The 20,247-nt window shown below is 67.4% G+C and carries 17 protein-coding genes; 6 read left to right on the top strand and 11 right to left on the bottom strand.

Going from position 1 to position 20,247, the window contains the following annotated elements; translation table 11 throughout:
* Nucleotides 1-70 precede the first annotated feature (70 nt).
* On the bottom strand, nucleotides 71-811 hold the full coding sequence (locus ACE37B_RS24680; protein ID WP_409926014.1) for an endonuclease/exonuclease/phosphatase family protein: 741 nt from the start codon (nucleotides 809-811) through the stop codon (nucleotides 71-73).
* A gap of 86 nt (nucleotides 812-897) precedes the next feature.
* Complete coding sequence (locus ACE37B_RS24675; RefSeq protein WP_409926013.1) at nucleotides 898-1,380, bottom strand: VOC family protein; 483 nt, start codon at nucleotides 1,378-1,380, stop codon at nucleotides 898-900.
* A gap of 157 nt (nucleotides 1,381-1,537) precedes the next feature.
* Here ACE37B_RS24675 and ACE37B_RS24670 point away from each other — a divergent pair, with 157 nt between their 5' ends.
* Entirely contained in the window at nucleotides 1,538-2,425 is an 888-nt protein-coding gene (locus ACE37B_RS24670; RefSeq protein WP_409926023.1) for an NAD(P)-dependent oxidoreductase, read from the top strand.
* Here the strand turns inward: ACE37B_RS24670 and ACE37B_RS24665 are convergent.
* On the bottom strand, nucleotides 2,412-3,119 hold the full coding sequence (locus ACE37B_RS24665; RefSeq protein WP_409926012.1) for an alpha/beta hydrolase: 708 nt from the start codon (nucleotides 3,117-3,119) through the stop codon (nucleotides 2,412-2,414). The genes ACE37B_RS24670 and ACE37B_RS24665 overlap by 14 nt on opposite strands.
* A gap of 184 nt (nucleotides 3,120-3,303) precedes the next feature.
* On the opposite strand from ACE37B_RS24665, the gene ACE37B_RS24660 reads away from it, so the two are divergent.
* A complete protein-coding gene (locus tag ACE37B_RS24660; protein ID WP_409926011.1) occupies nucleotides 3,304-4,977 on the top strand; it encodes a hypothetical protein in 1,674 nt (557 codons plus the stop codon).
* Nucleotides 4,978-5,113: 136 nt separating this feature from the next.
* Nucleotides 5,114-9,163: an AAA family ATPase gene (locus ACE37B_RS24655; protein ID WP_409926010.1), complete on the top strand. Its 4,050-nt coding sequence runs from the start codon at nucleotides 5,114-5,116 to the stop codon at nucleotides 9,161-9,163.
* 6 nt (nucleotides 9,164-9,169) lie between these two features.
* Here the strand turns inward: ACE37B_RS24655 and ACE37B_RS24650 are convergent, their stop codons facing one another.
* The 5 genes from ACE37B_RS24650 to ACE37B_RS24630 form a co-directional block, all read right to left on the bottom strand.
* Nucleotides 9,170-11,632 carry an FAD-dependent oxidoreductase gene (locus tag ACE37B_RS24650; protein ID WP_409926009.1) on the bottom strand — a complete coding sequence of 821 codons (2,463 nt, stop codon included), beginning with the start codon at nucleotides 11,630-11,632 and terminating at the stop codon, nucleotides 9,170-9,172.
* Nucleotides 11,633-11,803: 171 nt separating this feature from the next.
* Nucleotides 11,804-12,445 (bottom strand): Crp/Fnr family transcriptional regulator, encoded by a 642-nt coding sequence (locus tag ACE37B_RS24645; protein ID WP_409926008.1) that lies wholly within the window; start codon nucleotides 12,443-12,445, stop codon nucleotides 11,804-11,806.
* A gap of 50 nt (nucleotides 12,446-12,495) precedes the next feature.
* The gene (locus ACE37B_RS24640) at nucleotides 12,496-12,933 is read right to left on the bottom strand and encodes a GNAT family N-acetyltransferase (protein ID WP_409926007.1); all 438 of its coding nucleotides are present in this window, start codon (nucleotides 12,931-12,933) and stop codon (nucleotides 12,496-12,498) included.
* Between the two features lie 161 nt (nucleotides 12,934-13,094).
* Nucleotides 13,095-13,967 (bottom strand): HisA/HisF-related TIM barrel protein, encoded by an 873-nt coding sequence (locus ACE37B_RS24635; protein ID WP_409926006.1) that lies wholly within the window; start codon nucleotides 13,965-13,967, stop codon nucleotides 13,095-13,097.
* Nucleotides 13,968-14,352: 385 nt separating this feature from the next.
* On the bottom strand, nucleotides 14,353-14,679 hold the full coding sequence (locus ACE37B_RS24630) for a hypothetical protein (protein ID WP_409926005.1): 327 nt from the start codon (nucleotides 14,677-14,679) through the stop codon (nucleotides 14,353-14,355).
* Between ACE37B_RS24630 and ACE37B_RS24625 the strand changes: the two genes are divergently transcribed.
* Genes ACE37B_RS24625 through ACE37B_RS24615 form a run of 3 tightly spaced genes read left to right on the top strand, consistent with a single transcriptional unit; the run spans nucleotide 14,678 to nucleotide 18,085 of the window.
* Nucleotides 14,678-15,349, top strand: a complete 672-nt coding sequence (locus ACE37B_RS24625) for a DUF222 domain-containing protein (RefSeq protein WP_409926004.1) — start codon at nucleotides 14,678-14,680, stop codon at nucleotides 15,347-15,349. The genes ACE37B_RS24630 and ACE37B_RS24625 overlap by 2 nt on opposite strands.
* Nucleotides 15,350-15,402: 53 nt before the next feature.
* Entirely contained in the window at nucleotides 15,403-17,706 is a 2,304-nt protein-coding gene (locus ACE37B_RS24620; RefSeq protein ID WP_409926003.1) for a glycoside hydrolase family 3 C-terminal domain-containing protein, read from the top strand.
* Between the two features lie 10 nt (nucleotides 17,707-17,716).
* Nucleotides 17,717-18,085, top strand: coding sequence for an FKBP-type peptidyl-prolyl cis-trans isomerase (locus ACE37B_RS24615; protein ID WP_409926002.1), 369 nt, complete (start codon nucleotides 17,717-17,719; stop codon nucleotides 18,083-18,085).
* Here ACE37B_RS24615 and ACE37B_RS24610 read toward each other — a convergent pair.
* Genes ACE37B_RS24610 through ACE37B_RS24600 form a run of 3 tightly spaced genes read right to left on the bottom strand, consistent with a single transcriptional unit; the run spans nucleotide 18,078 to nucleotide 20,126 of the window.
* Nucleotides 18,078-18,947 (bottom strand): LLM class F420-dependent oxidoreductase, encoded by an 870-nt coding sequence (locus ACE37B_RS24610; RefSeq protein WP_409926022.1) that lies wholly within the window; start codon nucleotides 18,945-18,947, stop codon nucleotides 18,078-18,080. The genes ACE37B_RS24615 and ACE37B_RS24610 overlap by 8 nt on opposite strands.
* Nucleotides 18,948-18,963: 16 nt before the next feature.
* Nucleotides 18,964-19,629, bottom strand: a complete 666-nt coding sequence (locus ACE37B_RS24605) for a nitroreductase family protein (RefSeq protein WP_409926001.1) — start codon at nucleotides 19,627-19,629, stop codon at nucleotides 18,964-18,966.
* A 5-nt stretch (nucleotides 19,630-19,634) separates the two neighbouring features.
* Nucleotides 19,635-20,126, bottom strand: a complete 492-nt coding sequence (locus ACE37B_RS24600) for a VOC family protein (RefSeq protein WP_409926000.1) — start codon at nucleotides 20,124-20,126, stop codon at nucleotides 19,635-19,637.
* Between the last annotated feature and the right edge of the window lie 121 nt (nucleotides 20,127-20,247).

The following is a 20,247-nucleotide window of genomic DNA, read 5'->3' as shown; positions in this document are numbered from 1 at the left end:
CACGCCTCCGGCTCGTGGCACGCGTCCGGCTCGGGCCGGGGCGTGACCGTGAGCGCGGCGGGCGAGGAGTTCAGGTTCCGGGCGGCCAGTCGCCGCGGACCCAGTCGAGCGTGAAGCGCACCGTCACCGGCAAGTGATCGGACAGACTGCTCCATTCGGGTGAGGATCCCGGGACGGTGACCGAGACGTGGCGTGCCTCCGGCGGGACGAGGACATGGTCGAGGTGTTGCGTCGGCGCGTCCGACGGGTTCGTCGGCGGCACCTCGATCGCTTCGATTCCCGGGAGGAGACCGATCACGTCCTCGCCCGGGCCGGCATTGAGGTCTCCCGCGACGACTGCAGGGGGAGCGTCGCCGTGCTCGACGACGAGGTCGCTCACTCGCTCCGCCTCGGCGCGACGCTCCTCGACGGCGTCGTGCGGTGAGAAGTGCACGTTGTAGATCCGATACGCCGAGGTGTCGGGGCGGCCGACCAGTGCCCACTGGGCGATGCGTCGCTTGTAGCTGCGCTTCGACAACTCGTCGCTGATGACCGTGTGGGCGGCTGCGTCGAGCGCATGGGGCGTGAGAATCGCCGCTCCCTCGGAACGTTTGATGAAGAACGGTGAGAACGGATGGTGCTTGAACGCCCACGTGAAGCGCATCGACAGGGTGCGCGCCAGCGCCACGGCCTGGTCTCGTCGGACCTCTTGCAACGCGACGACGTCGGGCCGCTGGGCGACGATCGCACGGGCGACGGCGTCGATGTCGGTGTGCTTCGATCCCTGGAGGTTCCAGGTCAGCACCGTCCACTCGAGTTCGATCGTCTCCACCGATGCATCCTGCCATCTGACGGACCCGCTGGCATCGCATCACCGAGTGTGTGTTCGCCGATCCGTCGGGCTGGCTCGCGCTCGTCTCACCTCGCCCGATGCAGCGCTTCGATGTGTGCGTAGAAGGCGCGGAGGTGATCGGTGCCTTCGTAGAGTTCCCAGTAGTGGCCGCGTGCGGCGACGTCGTCGACGAACACGAAGCGTGTGTTTCCGGCTCGAGCGGTCATCGCGAGTTCGAGTCCGGCCGCATCGACACGTGCCAGTGCTTCGTCGAGATCGTCGACGAAGCACGCAACGTGATGGAGTCCGCCGCTGCCCGGAGTGAAACGTTCGCTGACGGCGCTCGGTGCGTCGCCGTGCTGGCAGAACAGCTCGATCATGGTGGCCCCCCACCATCCGTAGGCGCTGGTGTGGTCGAAGACGGAGGGCGAACCGCGATGGAGGACGTCGGTCACCTCGATGTGCTCGCGCACCACGAACGGTCCCGCCCCGAACCGCTCTTCCCACTGGCGCGCAGCGTCGTGCGGGTCGTCGACGACGTAGGCGAGCTGAACCGGCGGTCCGAACACACCGTCATCATCGCAGTCGCTTGTTGTCGGCGTGCCATCCTGGCGGCGCCGACGTGACATCGGTATCGCTCGTCGTTCGTACGTGAGCGTGCGTGTCAGACTCGACGAGATGAGTGATGAGGACGGTGCAGGCTTCGACGACGACGCAGTCGCCGAGATGATCGACGACGGGCCGCCTCGTGTGGCGTTTCTCGGCATGGGCGTGATGGGAGCGCCGATGGCGCGACATCTCGCACGGGCGGGTTACCGCGTCCGCGTGTACAACCGCACCGCCGCGAAGGCGTTGGCGTGGGTGGCGCTGAACGGCCATCAGGCGTCGCCGACGCCGGCTGAAGCCGCCGAGGACGCCGAAGCCGTCTTCGTGTGCGTCGGCAACGACGACGACGTACGCGAAGTCGTGCTCGGGCCGAACGGGGCGCTCTCGACCATGACCGAGGGCAGCATCCTGGTCGATCACACCACGGCGTCGGCCGGCCTGGCCCGTGAGCTGTCGCAAGCGTGTACCGAACGCGGCATCGGGTTCGTCGACGCACCGGTGTCGGGCGGCCAGGCGGGAGCCGAGAACGGGCAGCTCACCATCATGTGCGGGAGCGATCAGAGCGACGTGTTCGATCGGATCGCTCCGGTACTCGACATCTATTCGAGATCGTGCGTGCTGATGGGGGAGGCCGGCTCGGGGCAGTTGACCAAGATGGTCAACCAGATCTGCATCGCCGGCATCATCCAGGGGCTCGCCGAGGCGGTCAACTTCGGGACGCGGGCCGGGCTCGACATCGACCAGGTCGTCGAGGTCATCGGGAAGGGTGCTGCCCAGAGTTGGCAGATGGACAACCGCGCCACGACGATGGCGGCGGGCGAGTTCGACTTCGGGTTCGCCGTCGACTGGATGCGCAAGGATCTGGCGATCGTGCTCGACGAAGCCGGCCGCAACGGCGCCCGCTTGCCGATGACCGCGTTGATCGACCAGTTCTACGCGCAGGTCCAGGCCCGTGGCGGTGAGCGATGGGACACGTCGTCGCTGATCGATCTGCTCACGAATCCGTGACGCGGAGCACGCTCGGGAGCCACTGATCGAGCCGTTCGGTGATGGTGTCGTCGCTCTTCGCCAGCAGGTGACCGTCGCCCTCGAGGGTCACGAGTTCGCCGGCGCCGGCGATCGCGTGGACGACCTCGCTGGCCTCCATCGGGAGGATCTCGTCGCGGTCACCGTGGAACAGCAGCAGCGGTCGCCCAGCGAGTGCCCCGGCGACTTCGCAACCGCCTGACTGGGTGGCGAACGTGACGACTCCGGCGACCGATCCGGTCATCACCACGGCCGCACGGATCGCCACGGCGCCGCCGAAGCTGTGGCCCATCACCACGACGCGCTCGGCGCCGGCGTCTCGGGCCAACTCGACGCCGACAGCGAGATCGTGTGCACACAGGTCGAGGTTGTTGGGCTCGCGGTAGCCGACGCGAAGGAACCGCACGCCGCGCGCTGCCCACCGGTCGCCGAGCCGCTGGTACAGCCCGTGGCCGGGGCCGAGCAGGCCACCCATCGCGCCACCGCACGCGACGATCGCCGCTGGAAGGCTCTCGACGTCGCCGGTCGGCTCGTGCCACAGCACGGTGTGCAACCCGCGCTGTGTGTACGCCTCACGATGGCGAAGCGACGACGTGACCTCCACCTCTGATACGGCGAGAGGATGCAGTGCCTCGAGCGCCGTCGGGCTCGTCGGGTCGCCCTCGGGAATCTCCATGCGCCGACGCTAGCCATCGCGCCGCGCGCCATCCCCAGCGACAGAGTGGGTCAGACCCACTCTGTCGCTGGGGCCCGGCGAACTGTTTCGGCGGAAGTGATCGTCATCACAGACGGCTCGGCCCGAAATCTGGATGCTGCATTCATCAGCAGACCACCAGCACACCACCAGAAGGAGAGTCATCATGAATGCACATGGCGAGATGAATGCCGACGGCGAGTCCCACGCCCACGGGGGCGCGTCGACCCGGCGTCGACGACCCCGAGCGAACCCGGGATTGTTGCGGACGCGTTGGGCCGCGATCGGAGCGACCGTGGCCATCGGACTTGGCGCCGGGACGGCGATCCAGTTCGCATCGGCGGCGACGACCGAGCCCTCGTCGTTCGTCGGCATCACACCGTGTCGGCTGCTCGATTCTCGACCCGGCGCGAACAACGTCGGTCCGCGATCGACGCCGCTCGTCGGCGGTCAGCCCTACACGCAACAGATCACCGGGGCGAATGGCGATTGCATCATCCCGGCGGACGCAACCGCGGTCGCGATGAACGTCACCGCCCTCAATCCTTCGGCGCGCTCGTTCCTCACCGTCTATCCGGACGGGGAAGAACTGCCGACCGCAGCAAGCTTGAACTGGGTGGCCGGACAGCCGCCGACACCGAACAAGGTGGATGTGAGCCTCTCAGCGGATGGGGCGATCGCGTTCTACGCAGAGTCGGGAACCGTCGACCTCGTTGCCGATGTCGTGGGCTACTACGTTCCGGCGTCCGGCGGGGCCGAAGGTCCGGCGGGTCCGGCGGGTCCGGCGGGTCCTGCCGGTCCTGCGGGTGAGGTCGGTCCTGCGGGTGAGGTCGGTCCTGCTGGTCCTGCGGGCGAGGCTGGTCCCGCGGGAGTTCAGGGTGCAACGGGAGCGACGGGACCGCAGGGTGCTCCCGGCGTGGATTCGGTGAGCCCGGCGAACGTCATCTGGGTGGCGACTGCCGGCGGAGATTTCACCAGCGTCCAGGCAGCGCTCGACTCGATCACCGATGCGGGTCCGGCCAACCGCTACCTCGTGCAGGTGGCACCGGGCGACTACGCCGAACGTGTCACGCTCAAGAGCTTCGTCGACATCGAGGGAAGCGGCCCGAATCTCACGACGATTTCGGCAACCGGCAGCAACGCGATCGACAGCCCCACGGCGGCGACCGTTCACGTGCCCGGGACCGTGACGGCGGAACTCCGGAGTCTCACCGTGAAGAACGCATCGGCGAACGACACCGTCCGCTACGGCTACGGCATCCTGGCCGACGCCGGCGGCGGCCGAGTCACCTTCCGCAACCTGGTGGTCGACGTCGACATGGGGACCGGCTTCGATCGTCGGGTCACCGGAATGTCGGTGGCGTCGTCGGCGCTGATCGACGACGTGCGCATCACGTCCGACGGGACCAACTTCGCCTACGGACTGGCCATCAGTGCGAACCCCGAGGTCTCCAACGTCGACATCGTGGTCAACGCCACGGGCGAAGCGCTCGCGATGCCGGCCTCGGGGACACCGAGAGTCTCCGATGCCCGCCTCGTCGCGACGGCCCCGGTCCGGGCGGAAGGCATCTTCTACGACACGCCGACCGGTGCGCCGGGCGGCACGTTCACTCGCATCGATGCCCGAGCGGCAGAGTTCGCGACGACGAGCATCGGGTTCAACTCCTCGAACGGGTCACCGGACATCCGCGACTCCCTGCTCCTGGGGTCGACCTTCAGCATCAACCACCAGTTCAACGGTGGAGCAAAGGTCGCCAACACGATCCTGCGTGGGCCCCGATCGGCGTCGGCGACCTGCGCCAACGTGCTGGACGGGGACTTCAACCTAATCACCTGCTGACCGGGTGACGTGAAGCAGCATGGGTGTCGGGCTGTGGCCCGGCACCCATGTTCCGCGTCGGCGAGCCGATCCGAGCCGTCTGCGTCAACGTGTGTCGCTTGACTTGCGACCGGCTCGGCTCCATCATGAGCTGGGGATGAACCTCCGTGGGAGCGATGGGCCGGTCCAGCGACAACCGTTCGTGTCGCAGCTCGCCGCCTACGCCCTCGGCAGGTTCGGCTCGGGTGACCTCGCGCCGGAGATGGCGCGCCACGAGTGTGAGGGCGTCTTGATGTTCGCGGATGTCACCGGGTTCACCGCCTGGACCGAACGCCTCGTCCTCGAGAATCGTCGTGGTGCCGAGCAGGTCGCCAGTCGACTCGATCAACACTTCGAGGTGATGCTCGACGTCGTGGGTCGATGGGGCGGTCTGGTCCACGGCTTCGCCGGTGATGCCACGATCGTCGCGTGGCCCACCGACCTCTTCGACGATCGAACACTCGCCATACGCAACGCGCTCGGTTGCGCGCACGAGATCCAGCAGCGCGTGCGTTCGTCGCGAGATCCGTCGCTCGGGTTGATGGCGCAGCGCATCGCTGTGGGCGTGGGTGCTCTGGTGCTCGATCGGGTCGGTGGTGTCGACGGACGTTGGCATCTGCTCGCCGGCGGATCGGTCTGGGACCAGGTGAAGGCGGCCGACGCGCACGCATCTGTCGGAGATGTCGTGGCGAGTTCGTCGTGCGTCGTCGACGGAGGAGCAATGTTGGAGGTCGTGGAGGTTGGCGACGATTGCTGGCGCGTCGTCAGCTGCGCTCCGCTGACCCCGGCGCGACCGCACACACTCGCTTCGGTGGATGGCCGCTTGCTCGATGCGTTCGTCTCGGTCGGCACGCTCGAGCAGCTCCGGCTCGACCACGCAGCTTGGCTGGCAGAGTTCCGCCGGGTCACGGCGATGTTCGTCTTGATCCAGGAGGGAACCTCGGTGCTGCCGCTCGCCACGGCACAACGGATCGATCGCTCGATGCAGCAAGCGATCTCCGACTACGAGGGCGACCTCGTCTACCTTCGCTACGACGACAAGGGTCTGGTGGCACTCGTTGCGTTCGGCACCGCGCTGCGCAGCCATGAGGACGACGCTCAGCGTGCGGTGCACCTGGCTGCCCGTCTCCGAGACGACTTTCCGGGAGGCGGTCAGGGCCTGCGGATCGGCGTGTCGACGGGTGCGGTCTTCGCCGGCCTGGTCGGTGGCGCGGGATATCGCGAATACACCGTGCACGGCGATGTGGTCAATCGAGCGGCACGGCTGATGCAGAACGCACCGACGTCCACCACGGTCTGCGATGCCACGACCCGAGATGCCGCGTGCGGTTCGTTCGAGTTCGACGAGCTCGAGCCGCTCGTTCTGAAGGGTGTCGCCGAGCGTGTTGCTGTGTATCGCCCGACCGACGCCCGCCGGATCGCGCCGCAAGCCGCTCGGCGGTCGCTGATCGGTCGGACACGCGAGATCGCGATGATCGAACCCTTGATCCGATCGGTGGAGGTCGGCAGCAAGATCCGGCTGGTCAACCTGCGGGGCGAAGCCGGAGTCGGCAAGTCTGCGATGATCGACCATATCCGTATCGTCGCGGCCACGAACGGTCTGCACGTCCTCGCCGGAGCGGGAAACAGCATCCGACGTTCCGAGCCCTACAGCGCCTGGCGAGAACTCTTCGCCGGCTTCGTCGATGAGCCGGATTCGTACCCCGGGTGCCAAGACAAGCTCGAGAAATGGCGGCAGGACCGCCGCGCCGGCTTGCTGGGAGCCGTGCTCGACTCCGCGCCGCTCGACTCGCCGTTCGTCTCCCGGCTGGATGTCACGGGGCGCGCCGACACGACTCGGGAGTTTCTCGTCGAGGTGCTCGGTGATCTGATCGCCGATCACCCTGCGCTGTTGATCCTGGATGACGTCCAATGGTTGGACTCCTCGTCGTGGCAGTTGCTGGAGCTTCTCGTGCGGCGCTCCGTCGGTGCGCTCGTCGTGACGGCGGCACGACCGCTCGACGACTCCGAGCTGCCCAGCGAGGCGCGTCGTGTCCTCGGCTCGGCCGACTCGATCGAGATCGGGCTCGGCCCGCTGTCACGAGACGCGACCGATGGGCTGATCGCTGATCGGCTTGACGCTCGGTCGGTGTCGGACGAACTCGGGCGACGAGTCTTCGAACGAACCGAGGGACACGCACTCTTCACGGAGCAGATGGTGTTGTCGCTCAGAGACCAGGGTGTCATCCGCATCGATCCCGCTGGAGCGCATTTTGCGCCGGGGCGCCGCGGTGCCGACGACCTCGACTTCCCGGACGGCGTCGAATCCGTCGTGACGAGCCGAGTCGATCGCCTCAGCCCTGAGACGCAGCTGACCCTCAAGGTCGCCAGCGTCGTGGGGCGCGATTTCTCGAACGGGCTCCTGGCAGCGGTGCACCCGATCGACTCCTCGATTCCCGACCTCGATCGCCAGTTGGCCGAGCTCTGCGATGCCCGGCTGCTCGAGCCGATGGTCGTCGCAGGTGCCCGGTTGCATCGGTTCCGACATTCGATCATCGGCGACACCGCGTACGGATTGCTCATCTCCAGCCAGCAACGCGAACTCCATCGTGCGATCGCCGAACAGCTCGAACGGGATCTGGACGGATCCGAGACGGAAGCGGCAGTGCTCGCACACCATTGGTCGCGAGCCGAGGTCGACGACCGTGCCATCCACTATCTGGATCTGGCGGCACGGAACGCCGTGAACGACCACGCGAGCATGGAAGCCCGAGAGCTCCTCCTCGACGTTCTCGCACGGGTCGACAACCGTCCGGATCTGGCCGACGACGAGCGTCGTGCCCGCTGGTTCCATCTGATCGGCAAGGTCGAGGTCGACCTCGGCGACTACAGCTCGGCGTTGACGCATCTTTCGGCGGCCGTGGCGACGCTCGACGAACCGATGCCCGGGACGGCATTCGAGACGTCGGTCGGACTGCTCCGCCAGCTCGGCCGCCACACCAGGGTTCGACGAGGAAAGGCCCCACCGATCGATGACGAGCGAGAGACGACAGCGGTCGCCGAGGCGTACGCACTCCTGGCTGAGATCCACTACAACTACCATCGTCTCGAAGCGGCGATGTATGCCACGGTCGCCGGCGCCAATCTCGCGCTGCGGTTGCCCGGGGCCTCGCCGGTCGCAGCGATGCTGCAATCGAACCTCGCGATCGCTGCGGCGGTGACACCCTCGTGGACCCGGCAGGCGGACCACTACAGCCGGGCGTCGATCGACATGGCGGCGGAACTCGACGATCCGTCGACGTGGGCCCGTGTTCTGCTGCTCGTCGGAACCTACGAGTTCGGGGAGGCGCGATGGGACGATGCGAGAGAACACTATGAACGTGCGATGACGGCGGCGACGGAAGGCGGCGAACGAAAGCTGCTCGAGACGGCTGCAGGAGGACTCGGCAACGTCCATCGAATGCTCGGGGAGTTCCGCCGGGCCGATGCCATCGACGAGCGAGTCTGGGATTGGGGGCGTGACCGAGGTGTGGCACAGTCGCAGGTCTGGGGCGGCTTCGGCCGCGTGTCGGCTCTCTGCAGCCTCAATCGGGTCGACGATCTGGGCGAGATGCTCGACACCTTCGGGCGACTGCTCGGTGAGGCGGGCACGCGTGAACAAGTGAGCGCGAGCAACGTGGTCGCCTACCTGGCAACCACTGCACTCCTCGAGTTCCACAGCGGCAACGACAGTGCCGCGATCGCGGCAGTGGACGAGGCGCTGGTCGAAGTGGAGGGCCTGCGAAGCCTGCAGAGCTACATGTGTTGCACGACGAGTTATCTCCACGACGCCGTGCTCGCGGCCTCTCGACGGGATCCGGCGAGCGAGCGTTCGTCGGAGCGGGCGCGAGCGGTGGACCGTTTCGCGGGTCGCTGTGCGAAGGTGTCGCCGATCGGTGGGCCGAGAGCGCTGCTCACTGCCGGAGACCTTCAGATGATGGCGGGTCGCCCGGCTGCTGCGCGCCGCTCGTGGCGTCGAAGTCTTCGTCTCGCCGAGCGTCTGCGGATGCCCTTCGACGCTGCGCGGGCGCACCATGTCGTCTCGACGCGAGGTGCTTCGTCGGCTGAGCAGTCAGCGCTGCATCAGCGTCAGCTCGAACGGCTGCTCGGGGAGCTCGCGATCGATGAACCGTTCGCCTGGACGGTGTAGGAGTGGTCAGTTGAACGACGACGCGTCGGTCAGGTAGTGCATTTCCGCGATCTCCATCGGGCTGGTTCCATTCGCGATCCGACCGAGGATGAGGAGCGGCTGGCTGTAGGCCGAACCCGATGCACCCGTCCCGGTGATGTCGAGCGTCAGCTGAATCGTGAGCGACTCGAGGTCGACGGCGATGTTCGTCGTGGTCGCCGACATGATGCGGACTGCGGCGACGTATCGCAGGAATTCGTCGGCACCTGCAGGGCCTTGGAACGGACCGGTCGGCCATCGCGCCCCTCCTGGGCCGTACATCAGCGTACGCGGCCCGATCGTCAGCTCGGGGAGGAGGGTTGCGGTGAGTTGCGAGACCGCTGTGGATGGATGGAGCGGAACATCCGTCGTCATCGAGCCCGTCGTCGACTCCGGGGCCGAGATCGAGGCGGGTGACGAGGCGGGTGACGAGGCGGGTGACGACGCAGGTGGGAGCTCGACCGACGGAATCGTCCGTCCATCGACCATCGCGTCGACGAGCTCGACGTCCATCAGCAGCCAGTCTTCGACGATGACGACATCGGGTGAGGAAGGATCGCTGAACTTGAACAACATGCCGGCCTTGACGCCGCGGAACGGTGCTCCGGTCGTGTTCACGATCCCGGCGTTGCTCCACGAGGCGTAGGCGGTGTTCGAGACCGCGTCGATCGTGATGGTCTCGAGGTCGACCGACGTGAGGCTGATGTAGGTGCCGAGCCGCTCGTAGAACGCCACCGTGCCGCCCTGGCCGAGGTACGGCCCGCCTCCCAGCGCGTTGCCGCCTGGAGGGTGGAACACGACGTCGTCAGCGAGCGCGGGCCACTCCATCATCGGATCCTGTGCCTCAACGGCGCCGAAGATGGTTCGAACACACCATTCCATCTCCATCTGTCGAGCCAGCGACGGTGTGGCCCCGGCTGTCGTTCCGAGCGCGCTCAGGATGTTCGCCGCCACTTCTTGGCCGGCCCACACCGCACCGTCCATGTAGCCGTTCGAGATCGTGGCCGCCTCGGTCGATGCGAAGTGGACGTTTCCGTGCGGCTTGGGTCCGAGGCCAGTGAGCAAGATGTGCTCGAAGGAGTCGAGGAACCCGCCGGGTTTGAAATGCGACGCGGGGCAGCCCTCGGAGAAGGGATCGAGGTTCCAGTTCTTCTCGTGATACACCGGGTTGTACTTGGCGACGTCGGGACCAAAGGTCTTCGTCATGACGTCGAGGACCGCTGCCTGCCGCTTCGCGAGAGGTTCTGCACCCAATGCTCGGCCTTCGTCGCCGACGAGGAAGGCGAACACCGCCGGTTGACCCTCGGCCGACGTGTTGTCCATCATCCACACAACTGGGCCGTCGACGAACAACGCGTCGCCGGACAGTCCGAACCGAGAGATGTTCTCGGTCGGCACTCCATTGACGGTGCCGTTCGGGTACATCGTCGTGTTGGTTCGCCAGAACGCCTCGTCGAAAGTGACGTACACCATGATCATGTAGGAGTTCGCCATGTTTGCCGTCGCTGCGACTCGAGCGGGTGACAACGCCGGCGTGAACGAGATCTTCTCGCACAGCAGCGGCGCCATGGCGATGAGCGCCTGCTTGCCGACGAACGTGCCTGCCTGTGTGGTCTCGACGGTGACTTCGGTGCCGTCGTCGACGACGGACACGACCTGGGCACCCTCGTGGATGCACCCTGAGTCGGCTGCCAGCAACCGACGCTGCACGGCGGCTGCGATGGACTGCGCGCCGTTCCTGACTCGATAGCCCTGAGCACCTTGCACGGGCCAACGCAGTGCTTGGAACACTTGCAGGCCGCCGCTCGACTTGATGTAGAACAACATCCACAGCATGCTGATGTTCTCCGGCTCGGTCGAGAAGCCGACTCGGCACAGCATCCGTGCCAGCGCCTGGAACGAGTCGGGAGCCGGTCCGTACCCAGGCAGGTTGATCGTGGTGACCCAGTCCCACACGGACATCGCGTCGTATTCCTTGGCCTGGGGCATGCGCGAGACGTTGGACAGCGGCACCGACTCGCTGAGCTGTTCGAGGTAGGCGAGGTAGTGCTGGCCTGCGGTGCTCGGTGGGATCGTTCCTCCGATGTACGCGTCGAAGCTGGATCCGTTCCATTGCAGGTTCGCGCCCTTGCCAGCCCAGAAGGGAAGCGAACTTCCGGGCACCCACGACGGTGTGTCGGGCCCGTCGTACTGGGGGAAGACCTCGACGTCGAGTTCCTTGCACAGACTCCAGATTCGTCCCTGATACCGCTCGTCGCCGATGAAGTGTGCCCCCTCGTCGAAATGGCTGGGGCGGCTGTTGTACGACTCCGTCACCGTCGAGGCGCGCCCACCGACTCGCTCGCGAGCCTCGAGCACGGCGACGCTGGCCCCGCGCTTCTGGCACTCCCATGCGGCGTTCAGTCCGGCCAGACCCGCTCCGACGATGACGACGTCAACGTGAGTACCCATGATCGACTTCCTCCCGAGTTCGACGAGACCGCCACCGTAGTGCCGCTCCTCGACCCGCTCGACACAGTGGCGTCCGTGCGGATCAAGTGCGCGGCGACCGGTCCGTCGTCAGGTAAACGCCGGGCTCGGGTCCGAGGCCACGGGACGCGCTGCGGTCGGCAGGGATCGAGATCAGCGCGTGATCGGGGTCGCCTGCACCAACTGGACGGAACCTCGCCGAAGCAGGACGACCCCGTCGGCCCGCATCTGCTGAAGGCATCGGATCACCGCTTCTCGGGTGGCTCCGACCCACCCGGCGAGTTCCTCTCTGCTGGACCGGAAGACGGGATCGCCCGTTTCCTCGAGGTGGGTCGACAACACCTCGGTGACCCGCCGGCGAAGATCCTCGCTGCGCAGTGCGTACCGCTCGGTGAGCGAGCGGATTCGGCCGGCGAGGTGTTCGAGCAGCGACACCGCCCAGTCCGGATGGCGCTCGAGTGTCGCGTGGAGCTGATCCGAGGTGAGCCGGTAGGTGTCGAGCTGGCTCTTCGCGGTCACCGTCGCCGAACGAGGGGCGCCTTCGAGCGCTGCCAGTTCGCCGACCAACGTGTCGGGCCCACGACGCCCGAGGACGAGCGTCGCTCCTTGCGTCGACGTCACCGTGACCAGGGCGATGCCGGATCGGATCGCATAACACGAGCGGCCCTCGCCGCCGTGATGCAGCAGCACGTCGCCATCCTCGAAACGTCGAGCGACGCCGAGCTCGCGGATCGTGGCCCAGACGTCGGCCGGGATCAGCCGGGTCGGCTCCACCTGCGTTGCCTCCACCTGCATCGACGAAGTGTACTGACGAGACGTGGCCCGGCTGGGTGCCTGCGAGTGCCTCAGTCGAGGTCCCACCAGTAGTTGACGTCGCCGAGCGGCTTGCGGCCCCCGCCGAGCGACGCGTACAGCGCTTGCGCCACGTCGTTGTGCCCGCCGGTCGAGAGCCAGAACTTGGTCGATCCGGTGCGGCGAGCGAGCGACATCGCCTCGGTGACCAGCGCGGTCCCGATGCCGCGGCGGCGCCAGCGTTCGTGGACGTCGAGTTCGTGAAGATAAGTGGTCAGGCGCCCGCTCGGCGATCGCATCTGCATCCCCCAGGCCAGCCCGGCCGCCGATTCGCCGACGTACGCCCCGAGCGCGAAGGAACTCGGTTGGGAGAGGAACGACTCGGGTTCGTCCAGCGCAGCGAGGAGCGCCGTCGGCGAGTCGGGGAGCACCTCGGCGAACAAGGCGACCAGTTGCTCGCCGTCGCCGACCACGAACTCCTTGATCTGCACGTACGTGAGTCTGCCATCGTCGAACGAGCCCCCGCTGCGGCGGCGTGGCCGTCGCTGTCGTGATGGTCGCTGTCGTGGCCGTCGCTGTCGTGGTCGTCGGCGTGGTCTTTGTCGGCGTCGGCAGCGGGCGACCCCTTCCAGGATCGGGGCGACGACGAAGGTCAGTCGTCGCCGGGTTCGGCGGCCACCCTGGCCAGGGCTGCGGGCAGCGTGAAGCGCCCGCTGTACAGGGCTTTGCCGACGATGGCTCCCTCGAGCACTGGTCGTGTGCGGTTCGTCGTGGAGTCGCCTGGAAGCGAGCCGCTGTGCACCGCCCGGTCGGGTGCGCGGCCAGTTGCGCGGTCGGGTGCGCGGTCACTGGGCGGCGTCGAGGGGATCCGGGCGAGGGCGTGTAGATCGGCGAGGGTCGCGATGCCACCGGATGCGATGACCGGCGTGCCGGTGACCCGGGTGACCGACTGGTAGAGGTCGATGTTCGGGCCGTCGAGCGACCCGTCCCGCGACACGTCGGTGATGACGTACCGTGAGCAGCCTTCGGTATCGAGGCGCCGGATCGTGTCCCACAGACCGCCGAAGCTTCCGCCTCCGCCTCTCGGTGCGAGCCGGTAGTCGGGTGTCCCGTCGTCGAGCAGCTCGATGCGGACGTCCAACGCGATGGCGATCCGTGGTCCGTACTCGGAGATCACGCGGGCGCACCAGTCGAGGTCGTGGAGCGCTGCGGTGCTCACGACGACGCGGTCGCATCCCGATGCGAGCGCTACGTCGAGGACCGAGTCGTGGTGGACGCCACCGGACCACTGCACCTGCATGTCGACATCGGCGACGATGGCACGGAGCAGCGATGCGTTGGTACCGCGACCGAATGCCGCGTCGAGATCCACCAGATGCAGCCAGTCCGCGCCGTCGCGTTGCCATGCACGCGCTGCGCCGAGCGCGTCGCCGACGTCTGCCTCGCTGGCTGCGTCGCCGCCGGTGACCCGAGCCGCGCGGCCGACGGAGACATCGACGGCGGGCAGCAACGTGAACGGCACCATGTGCACCGTAGCCACCGATGTGTCGAGGGCGGAGCGTCGTCGTGTGTTGGCGTCGCCGCATGAGCGTCGCTGTGTTCGATTCGCCATCGCCGAGAGCGATCGCCCCTCGTCTAGTGATCTGAAAAAACCATGTGCAGGTATATACAAGCGAACAGATGTTCGCTATGATGTTGTCATGTCAGTGGCCGCACGACTCGAGCGTCTCGATCGGATCGACGTGTCGTCGATGTCGATGGGTGCCGTCGCAGGAGCCCTGCGGGACATCTCGATCATTCGCGGCAAGACCGATCAGATCGAAGCGGCGCTGACACGACGGCTCACGGAGCTGCACGAATCCGGTCAGAGCGTCCCGGCCGTCGACGTGCTCGGTCGGCAGGGTCGCTCGTCACGCCGCTCCGCCGAGAAGGTCGAGCGTCGCTCGGAAACGCTCGGTGAAGCTCCCAGGCTCAACGACGCGCTCGGCCAGGGCAAGGTCGGCGCCGAACACGCCGATGCGTTGGCCGGGGTCGCCGGCCGACTCGGTGACGAACATCGCGCCGAGCTCTTCGCTCGTGATGCAGAGATCACCGAGCTCGCAGCGTCGTTCTTGCCCGAGACGTTCCGCCGCAAGTTGCACACGATCGTCGACGAGATCACCGACGACGACGGGCTCGATCGAGCCGAACGGCAAGCCGATGATGCCACGCGGGCCCATCGACACCGAGACCGGCATGCACACGTTGTACGCCCGGCTCACTCCCGAGGCCGGCAACAAGATACGGCGAGCGCTCGATCACGAAGCGGCGGCGCTCACCAAGCTCGATCAGCATCGAGGCCTGCGACGTGACCAGTTGCTGGCGCGAGCGCTCGAAGCCGTGGTGTGTGGTGAGGCGGTCGCGACGGGCATGGGTCCGGCCGAAGTGGCCGTCCTCATCGACTACCGGACGCTGACGCAGGGGCGCCACGGCGACACCATCTGCGAGTACTCCGACGGGTCGCCCATTCCGGCCGAGACAGCGCGCCGGCATGCGTGTGAAGCCAAGATCGTGCCGATCGTCCTGGGCGGCGAGAGCGAGGTGCTCGACGTGGGCCGCTCGCGCCGGCTTGCCACGAGCGCGCAACGATCTGCTTTGCGGGCCTGGTACCGAACCTGCGCGATCGACGGCTGCGACGCACACTTCGATCGATGCCACGTCCACCATCTCCACGAGTGGGAGGAGGGCGGCGCGACCGATCTCGCAAATCTGTTGCCGCTGTGCAGTTTCCATCACCACCGGGTGCACGAAGGGCGATGGCGACTACGGCTCGATCCTCGCAGCAGGCACGTGACCGTTCGGCTCCCCAACGGCACGCTCCACTCTCGATCTGTCCCCGACCGACTGCCGACGCGCGGCGCAGCATGATCGTCACCCCGACCGCGACGCCGGCCGGATGGTGGATCGGCGATGATGAAATGATGACGACGATGTTCTCGCAGGCAGCACGACGCGTCGAGGAGGGTGCGAATCCCCATGACGAAGCAGCGGTGATCGTGGCCGCCATGACGCTCGACGAGAAGTTGGGCTGTCTCGACGGCGACACACCGTTCTGGCCTGGTCTCGTCGACATGACCTCGGGCGGGTACTACACGCATCCGTGGCCGGCGGCGAAGGTCGAGCGGCTCGGCGTGCCCGGCCTCGAGTTCTCGGACGGGCCGCGGGGCGCGGTCATCGTCGACGGGACGGCGTTCCCGGTGAGCATGGCCCGGGGCGCCATCTTCGACCCGACCGTCGAAGAGCGCGTCGGCGACGTCATCGGTCTCGAACTGCGTGCGGCGGGCGCCACGTTCACCGGGGCGGTCTGCATGAACCTGTTGCGCCATCCGGCGTGGGGGAGAGCGCAGGAAACCTACGGTGACGACCCGCACCACGTCGGTGAGATGGCCGCTGCGTTCACGCGTGGGCTGCAGCGCCACGTGATGGCGTGCATGAAGCACTTCGCGCTGAACTCGATGGAGAACGCCCGGTTCCGTGTCGATGTGGCCGTCGACGAACGGGCGCTGCACGAGGTCTACCTCCCGCACTTCCGTCGGGTCGCGGCCGAGGGCGTCGCGTCGACGATGAGCGCGTACAACTCGGTCAACGGCGAATGGTGCGGCGAGAACGCGATGCTGCTCACCGACATCTTGCGCTCTGAGTGGGGTTGGGACGGGTTCGTCGTCTCCGACTTCATCTTCGGGCTCCGTGACGCCGTCGCGTCGGTCAGAGCCGGGCTCGACGTCGAGATGCCGTTTCGCCAGCAACGAGCGATGCGTCTCGGCGACGCCGTCGCGTCAGGCGACCTCGAGGTCGGCGACGTCGACCGGTGTGTCCAGCGGATCGTCGCGACGTTGCTGCGATTCCGTCGACAGCTCGACGCAGCCCCGAGCTCGGCGATCATCGGCTCGACGCCGCACCGAGCTCTCGCCCGTGAGGTCGCGTCCGCAGCGGCCGTGCTGCTCCGCAACGATGGTGAGCTGCTGCCCGTCGACGCAACGGCGATCGAGCAGCTCGTGGTGCTCGGCCCGCTCGCCGACAGGGCGAATCTCGGCGACGGCGGTTCGTCGGACGTGAAGTCGACCTCGGTCGTCACGCCGCTGGCCGGGTTGCGTGCGGCGATGCCGACGGCGAAGATCGCGGCGGCGGACGACCTGTCCGACCCGTCCGTTCGGGCGTCGACGTGTGACGCCGACCTCGTCGTGGTCGTCGTCGGGTACACCAAGCACGACGAAGGGGAGTACATCGACGATGCCGGCACGGCACCGCTGATCGCGGAGCTGTTCCCCCCGATGGATCACCCCGACCTCGGGTTCGCAGCGCCAACAGCGACACCGGGCGCGACGCCCCCAGCGGCATCGGCCGGGATTCCGCCAGACACTCCGTCCGAGATTCCGGCCGGCGCGATGATCGATCCGCAGAGCTCGGCCGCTGTCGATGAGCCCGAGACGCTCGTCCCGGCTGAGCCGGCCGAGCCGTCGGGGATGTCGCCGGGTGGCGACCGGACGTCGCTGCGTCTCAGCGCCTCCGATGAAGCGTTGATCGCCGAGGCCGCGTCGCTCAGCGACCGGGTCGTGGTCGTCGTGCAGTGCGGCTCCGCGGTGATGATGCCGTGGGCCGACTCGGTGCAGGCGCTGGTCATCGGCTGGTACGGCGGTGTCGAGGGTGGCAACGGCCTCGCCGACGTGCTGGTCGGAGCCGCCGAGCCGGGCGGTCGGCTCCCGTTCGTGATCCCGACCGACGCGGCGCACCTGCCGTACTTCGACAAAGACGCCGACGTCGCCACCTACGACCTGTTCCACGGTCAGTGGCTGCTCGATCGTGACGGCCACGCGCCGCAGTTCCCCTTCGGAGCCGGGGCGGGCTACACGAGGTTCGAGTTGGGCGACGCCAGGCTCGACACCGCCAGGCTCGACACCGCTAGCGCAGTCGCCGAGCGCGACGTCGAGTCGCAGCGCGTCGTGGTCGAGGTGCGCAACACCGGTGAGCGGGCCGGGTCGACGGTGGTGTTCGCGTTCGCCGGGCTCGACGGCTCGACGGTCGAGCGTCCCCGTCGTCGGCTCATCGGGTTCGCAAGTGTGCATCTCGACGCCGGTGACGTCGGGTCGGTCGCGATCGACCTCGACTGGTCGCAACTCGACGTGCGACGCGACGGCCGATGGTGGACCGAGCCGGGGGAGTATCTGGTCGAGATCGGCCAGTACGCCAACGATCCAGCGGCCGTCCGCCTACACGTCGCCCGATAGGTTGTCGGCCGTGAAGAAGCCTGACGTCACCATTCCCGCCGAAGCCCCGCCGACCGAGTTGGTCGCCGACGACCTCGAAGTCGGTGATGGCAACGAGGCCACCGCCGGCTGCAACGTCACGGTGCACTACGTCGGCGTGTCGTGGTCGACGGGCAAGCAGTTCGACGCCTCGTGGGACCGGATGGAGCCGTTCCGGTTCGGTCTCGGCCAGGGCCAGGTCATCTCGGGTTGGGACGAGGGCGTGCAGGGGATGAAGGTCGGCGGCCGTCGTCGCCTGACCATTCCGCCCCACATGGGCTACGGCGCGCAGGGTGCCGGCGGCGTGATCGCCCCGAACGAAACCCTCGTCTTCGTCGTCGATCTCCTCGAAGTCAACTGAGACGTTCCGCGACCTGACTGAAGAAGTCGAGGTGAGCCTCGGTCGAGTCGAGGCCCATGCCCATCGACACCGCGGCGAAATGCGTGCCGCCAGCCTCCCGCCAACGCTGCGCAGCCTCGACCGTCGCGTCGACCGAACCGGCTTGTAGGGCGATGAACTCGAGGCCGAAGTCGCTCGGCTCGCGGTGTCGGTCACCGTCGTGCTGCTCGGCCAGTGCTCGCACCGATTCGAGTGCGGCCATCACACTCGCCTCGTCGCCAGCGAACATGAACCCGTCGCCGAGGGTGACGCCGCGCCGGAACGCAGCGGGTCCGAACCCGCCGACCCAGATCGGGATCTGATGGGTCGGGGCCGGAATCAGCACCCCACGATCGATGGCATCGAAGCGTCCGGTCCACTCCAAGATCTCGCCGGTCCACAGTTGGCGGAGGTAGCCGATCTGTTCGTCGGCACGCGCCCCTCGGGTGGTGAACTCCTGACCGAGCGCGTCGTACTCGACGTAGTTCCAGCCGACGCCGACGCCGAGGCGCAGCCGTTGACCCGACAGGAGATCGAGGTCGGCCGCCTGCTTGGCGACGAGCACGGTCTGTCGCTGCGGCAGGATCACGACGCCGGTCGCGAACTCGATGCGCTCGGTCATCCCGGCCAGGTACGCGAACAGCACGAACGGGTCGTGGAACGGGTCGTGTTCGGTGTACGGACCGCGCAGCGCAGGCTCACGATCGGCGTGGACGGCGCCGAGCACGTGGTCGTAGGCCAGCAGGTAGTCGTAGCCGAGCGATTCGGTGGCGAGGCCGATCGCTCGCACCGCGTCGGGGTCGCCGCGCAATTCGGTCTGCGGGTAGACCACGCCGATCTGCATCTTGGGTCGTTTTCCGTCATCCATCGATGTCTGCCTGCTTCCACGAGTTCCAGTAGGTGACCTGTTCGGCCGGTTTGCGGTTGGCGAGTTTGAAGTCGTCGCCGGTGTAGTACGCCGTCGGGATGCACGCGAGCTGCGTGACCGAATCGGGGATGCCGAGCGCCTCACCGACCTCGTCGGCGTACGGCAGGTGCAGCGTGGTCCACGCCGTGCCCAGACCGCGAGATCGAGCCGCCAGGCAGTAGCTCCACACCGCAGGGATCACCGACCCCCACCAACCCTGCTGGCCGCCACCGAGGTCGCCGGCGTCGGCTGGGCTCCCGAGCGCACACGGGATCGCCAGGACGGGGACGTCGGCGAGCACCTCGGCGAGGTGGGTGCTCGAGTCGATGATCGGATTCGACTGCGCCGCGTTGCCGGCCTTGGCGACCGCCGCCTTCTGCTTCTCGATGTAGGGGGCGTACGACCGCTGGTACGCGTCGGCGATCACGGCCTTCTTGTCCGGATCGTCGACGATGACCCAGCGCCACTTCTGGTAGTTGCCTCCTGCGGGTGACTGCGTCGAGATGCGGATGCAGTCGAGGACCAGTTCGCGTGGGACCGGTCGGGTCAGGTCGAGCCGTTTGCGGACCGCACGCGTGGTGCTGAGGAGGTGATCGGTCTGATCGAGATCGAAGTCCATCGGCATCAGGATGCTGCATCGCGGGCGGCAGTGGCCAGTCCGTCGGCCCACCACTGGTCGAACATCGGGCGAACCGAGGCCTGAACGAGCTCGACGATCATGCCGCTGGGCGGAACCACGTAGGCGAAGACCCCGAACCCGTCGTCGGGTGATTTCTGCGCGGCTGCGCAGGTCCACCCTGCAGCGAGTGCGGCAGCGGCCTCGGCCCCGACGTCGTCCGCCCAGACGCCGATGTGGTGGACGCCCGGCTGCTCGCGGCCGTCCCACACGCTGCCGGCCTCGCCCTCGAGCAGCTCGAGATGCTGCGGACCCTCGCAGGAGTAGGTGTAGCGCAACGGCACCGTGTGCTGGCCCCGGTCGGGTGTCCACACCGCCTGCTCCGACTCGCGAACCTCGGCCCAGGTGAGACCGAGCGGGCCGCCGAGCTCGGCCATCGCAGCGTCGAGACTCGGCACGCGCACGCCCGTGTGGTAGATCCGCTGGTAGTCGATCGTCATCTCGTCGACCCTATTGCTGCGTCACGAACATCGACGAGGCGATCGCCCGGCACAGCGATCTCCACCACGACCTGCACGACGACCTGCACGACGACCTGCACGACGACCTGCACGACGACCT

Origin of the sequence: Ilumatobacter sp. (assembly GCF_046290335.1) — a bacterium.
In the GTDB taxonomy this organism is placed as follows: domain Bacteria; phylum Actinomycetota; class Acidimicrobiia; order Acidimicrobiales; family Ilumatobacteraceae; genus Ilumatobacter_A.
This window is presented reverse-complemented; position numbering and strand designations above follow the sequence as displayed.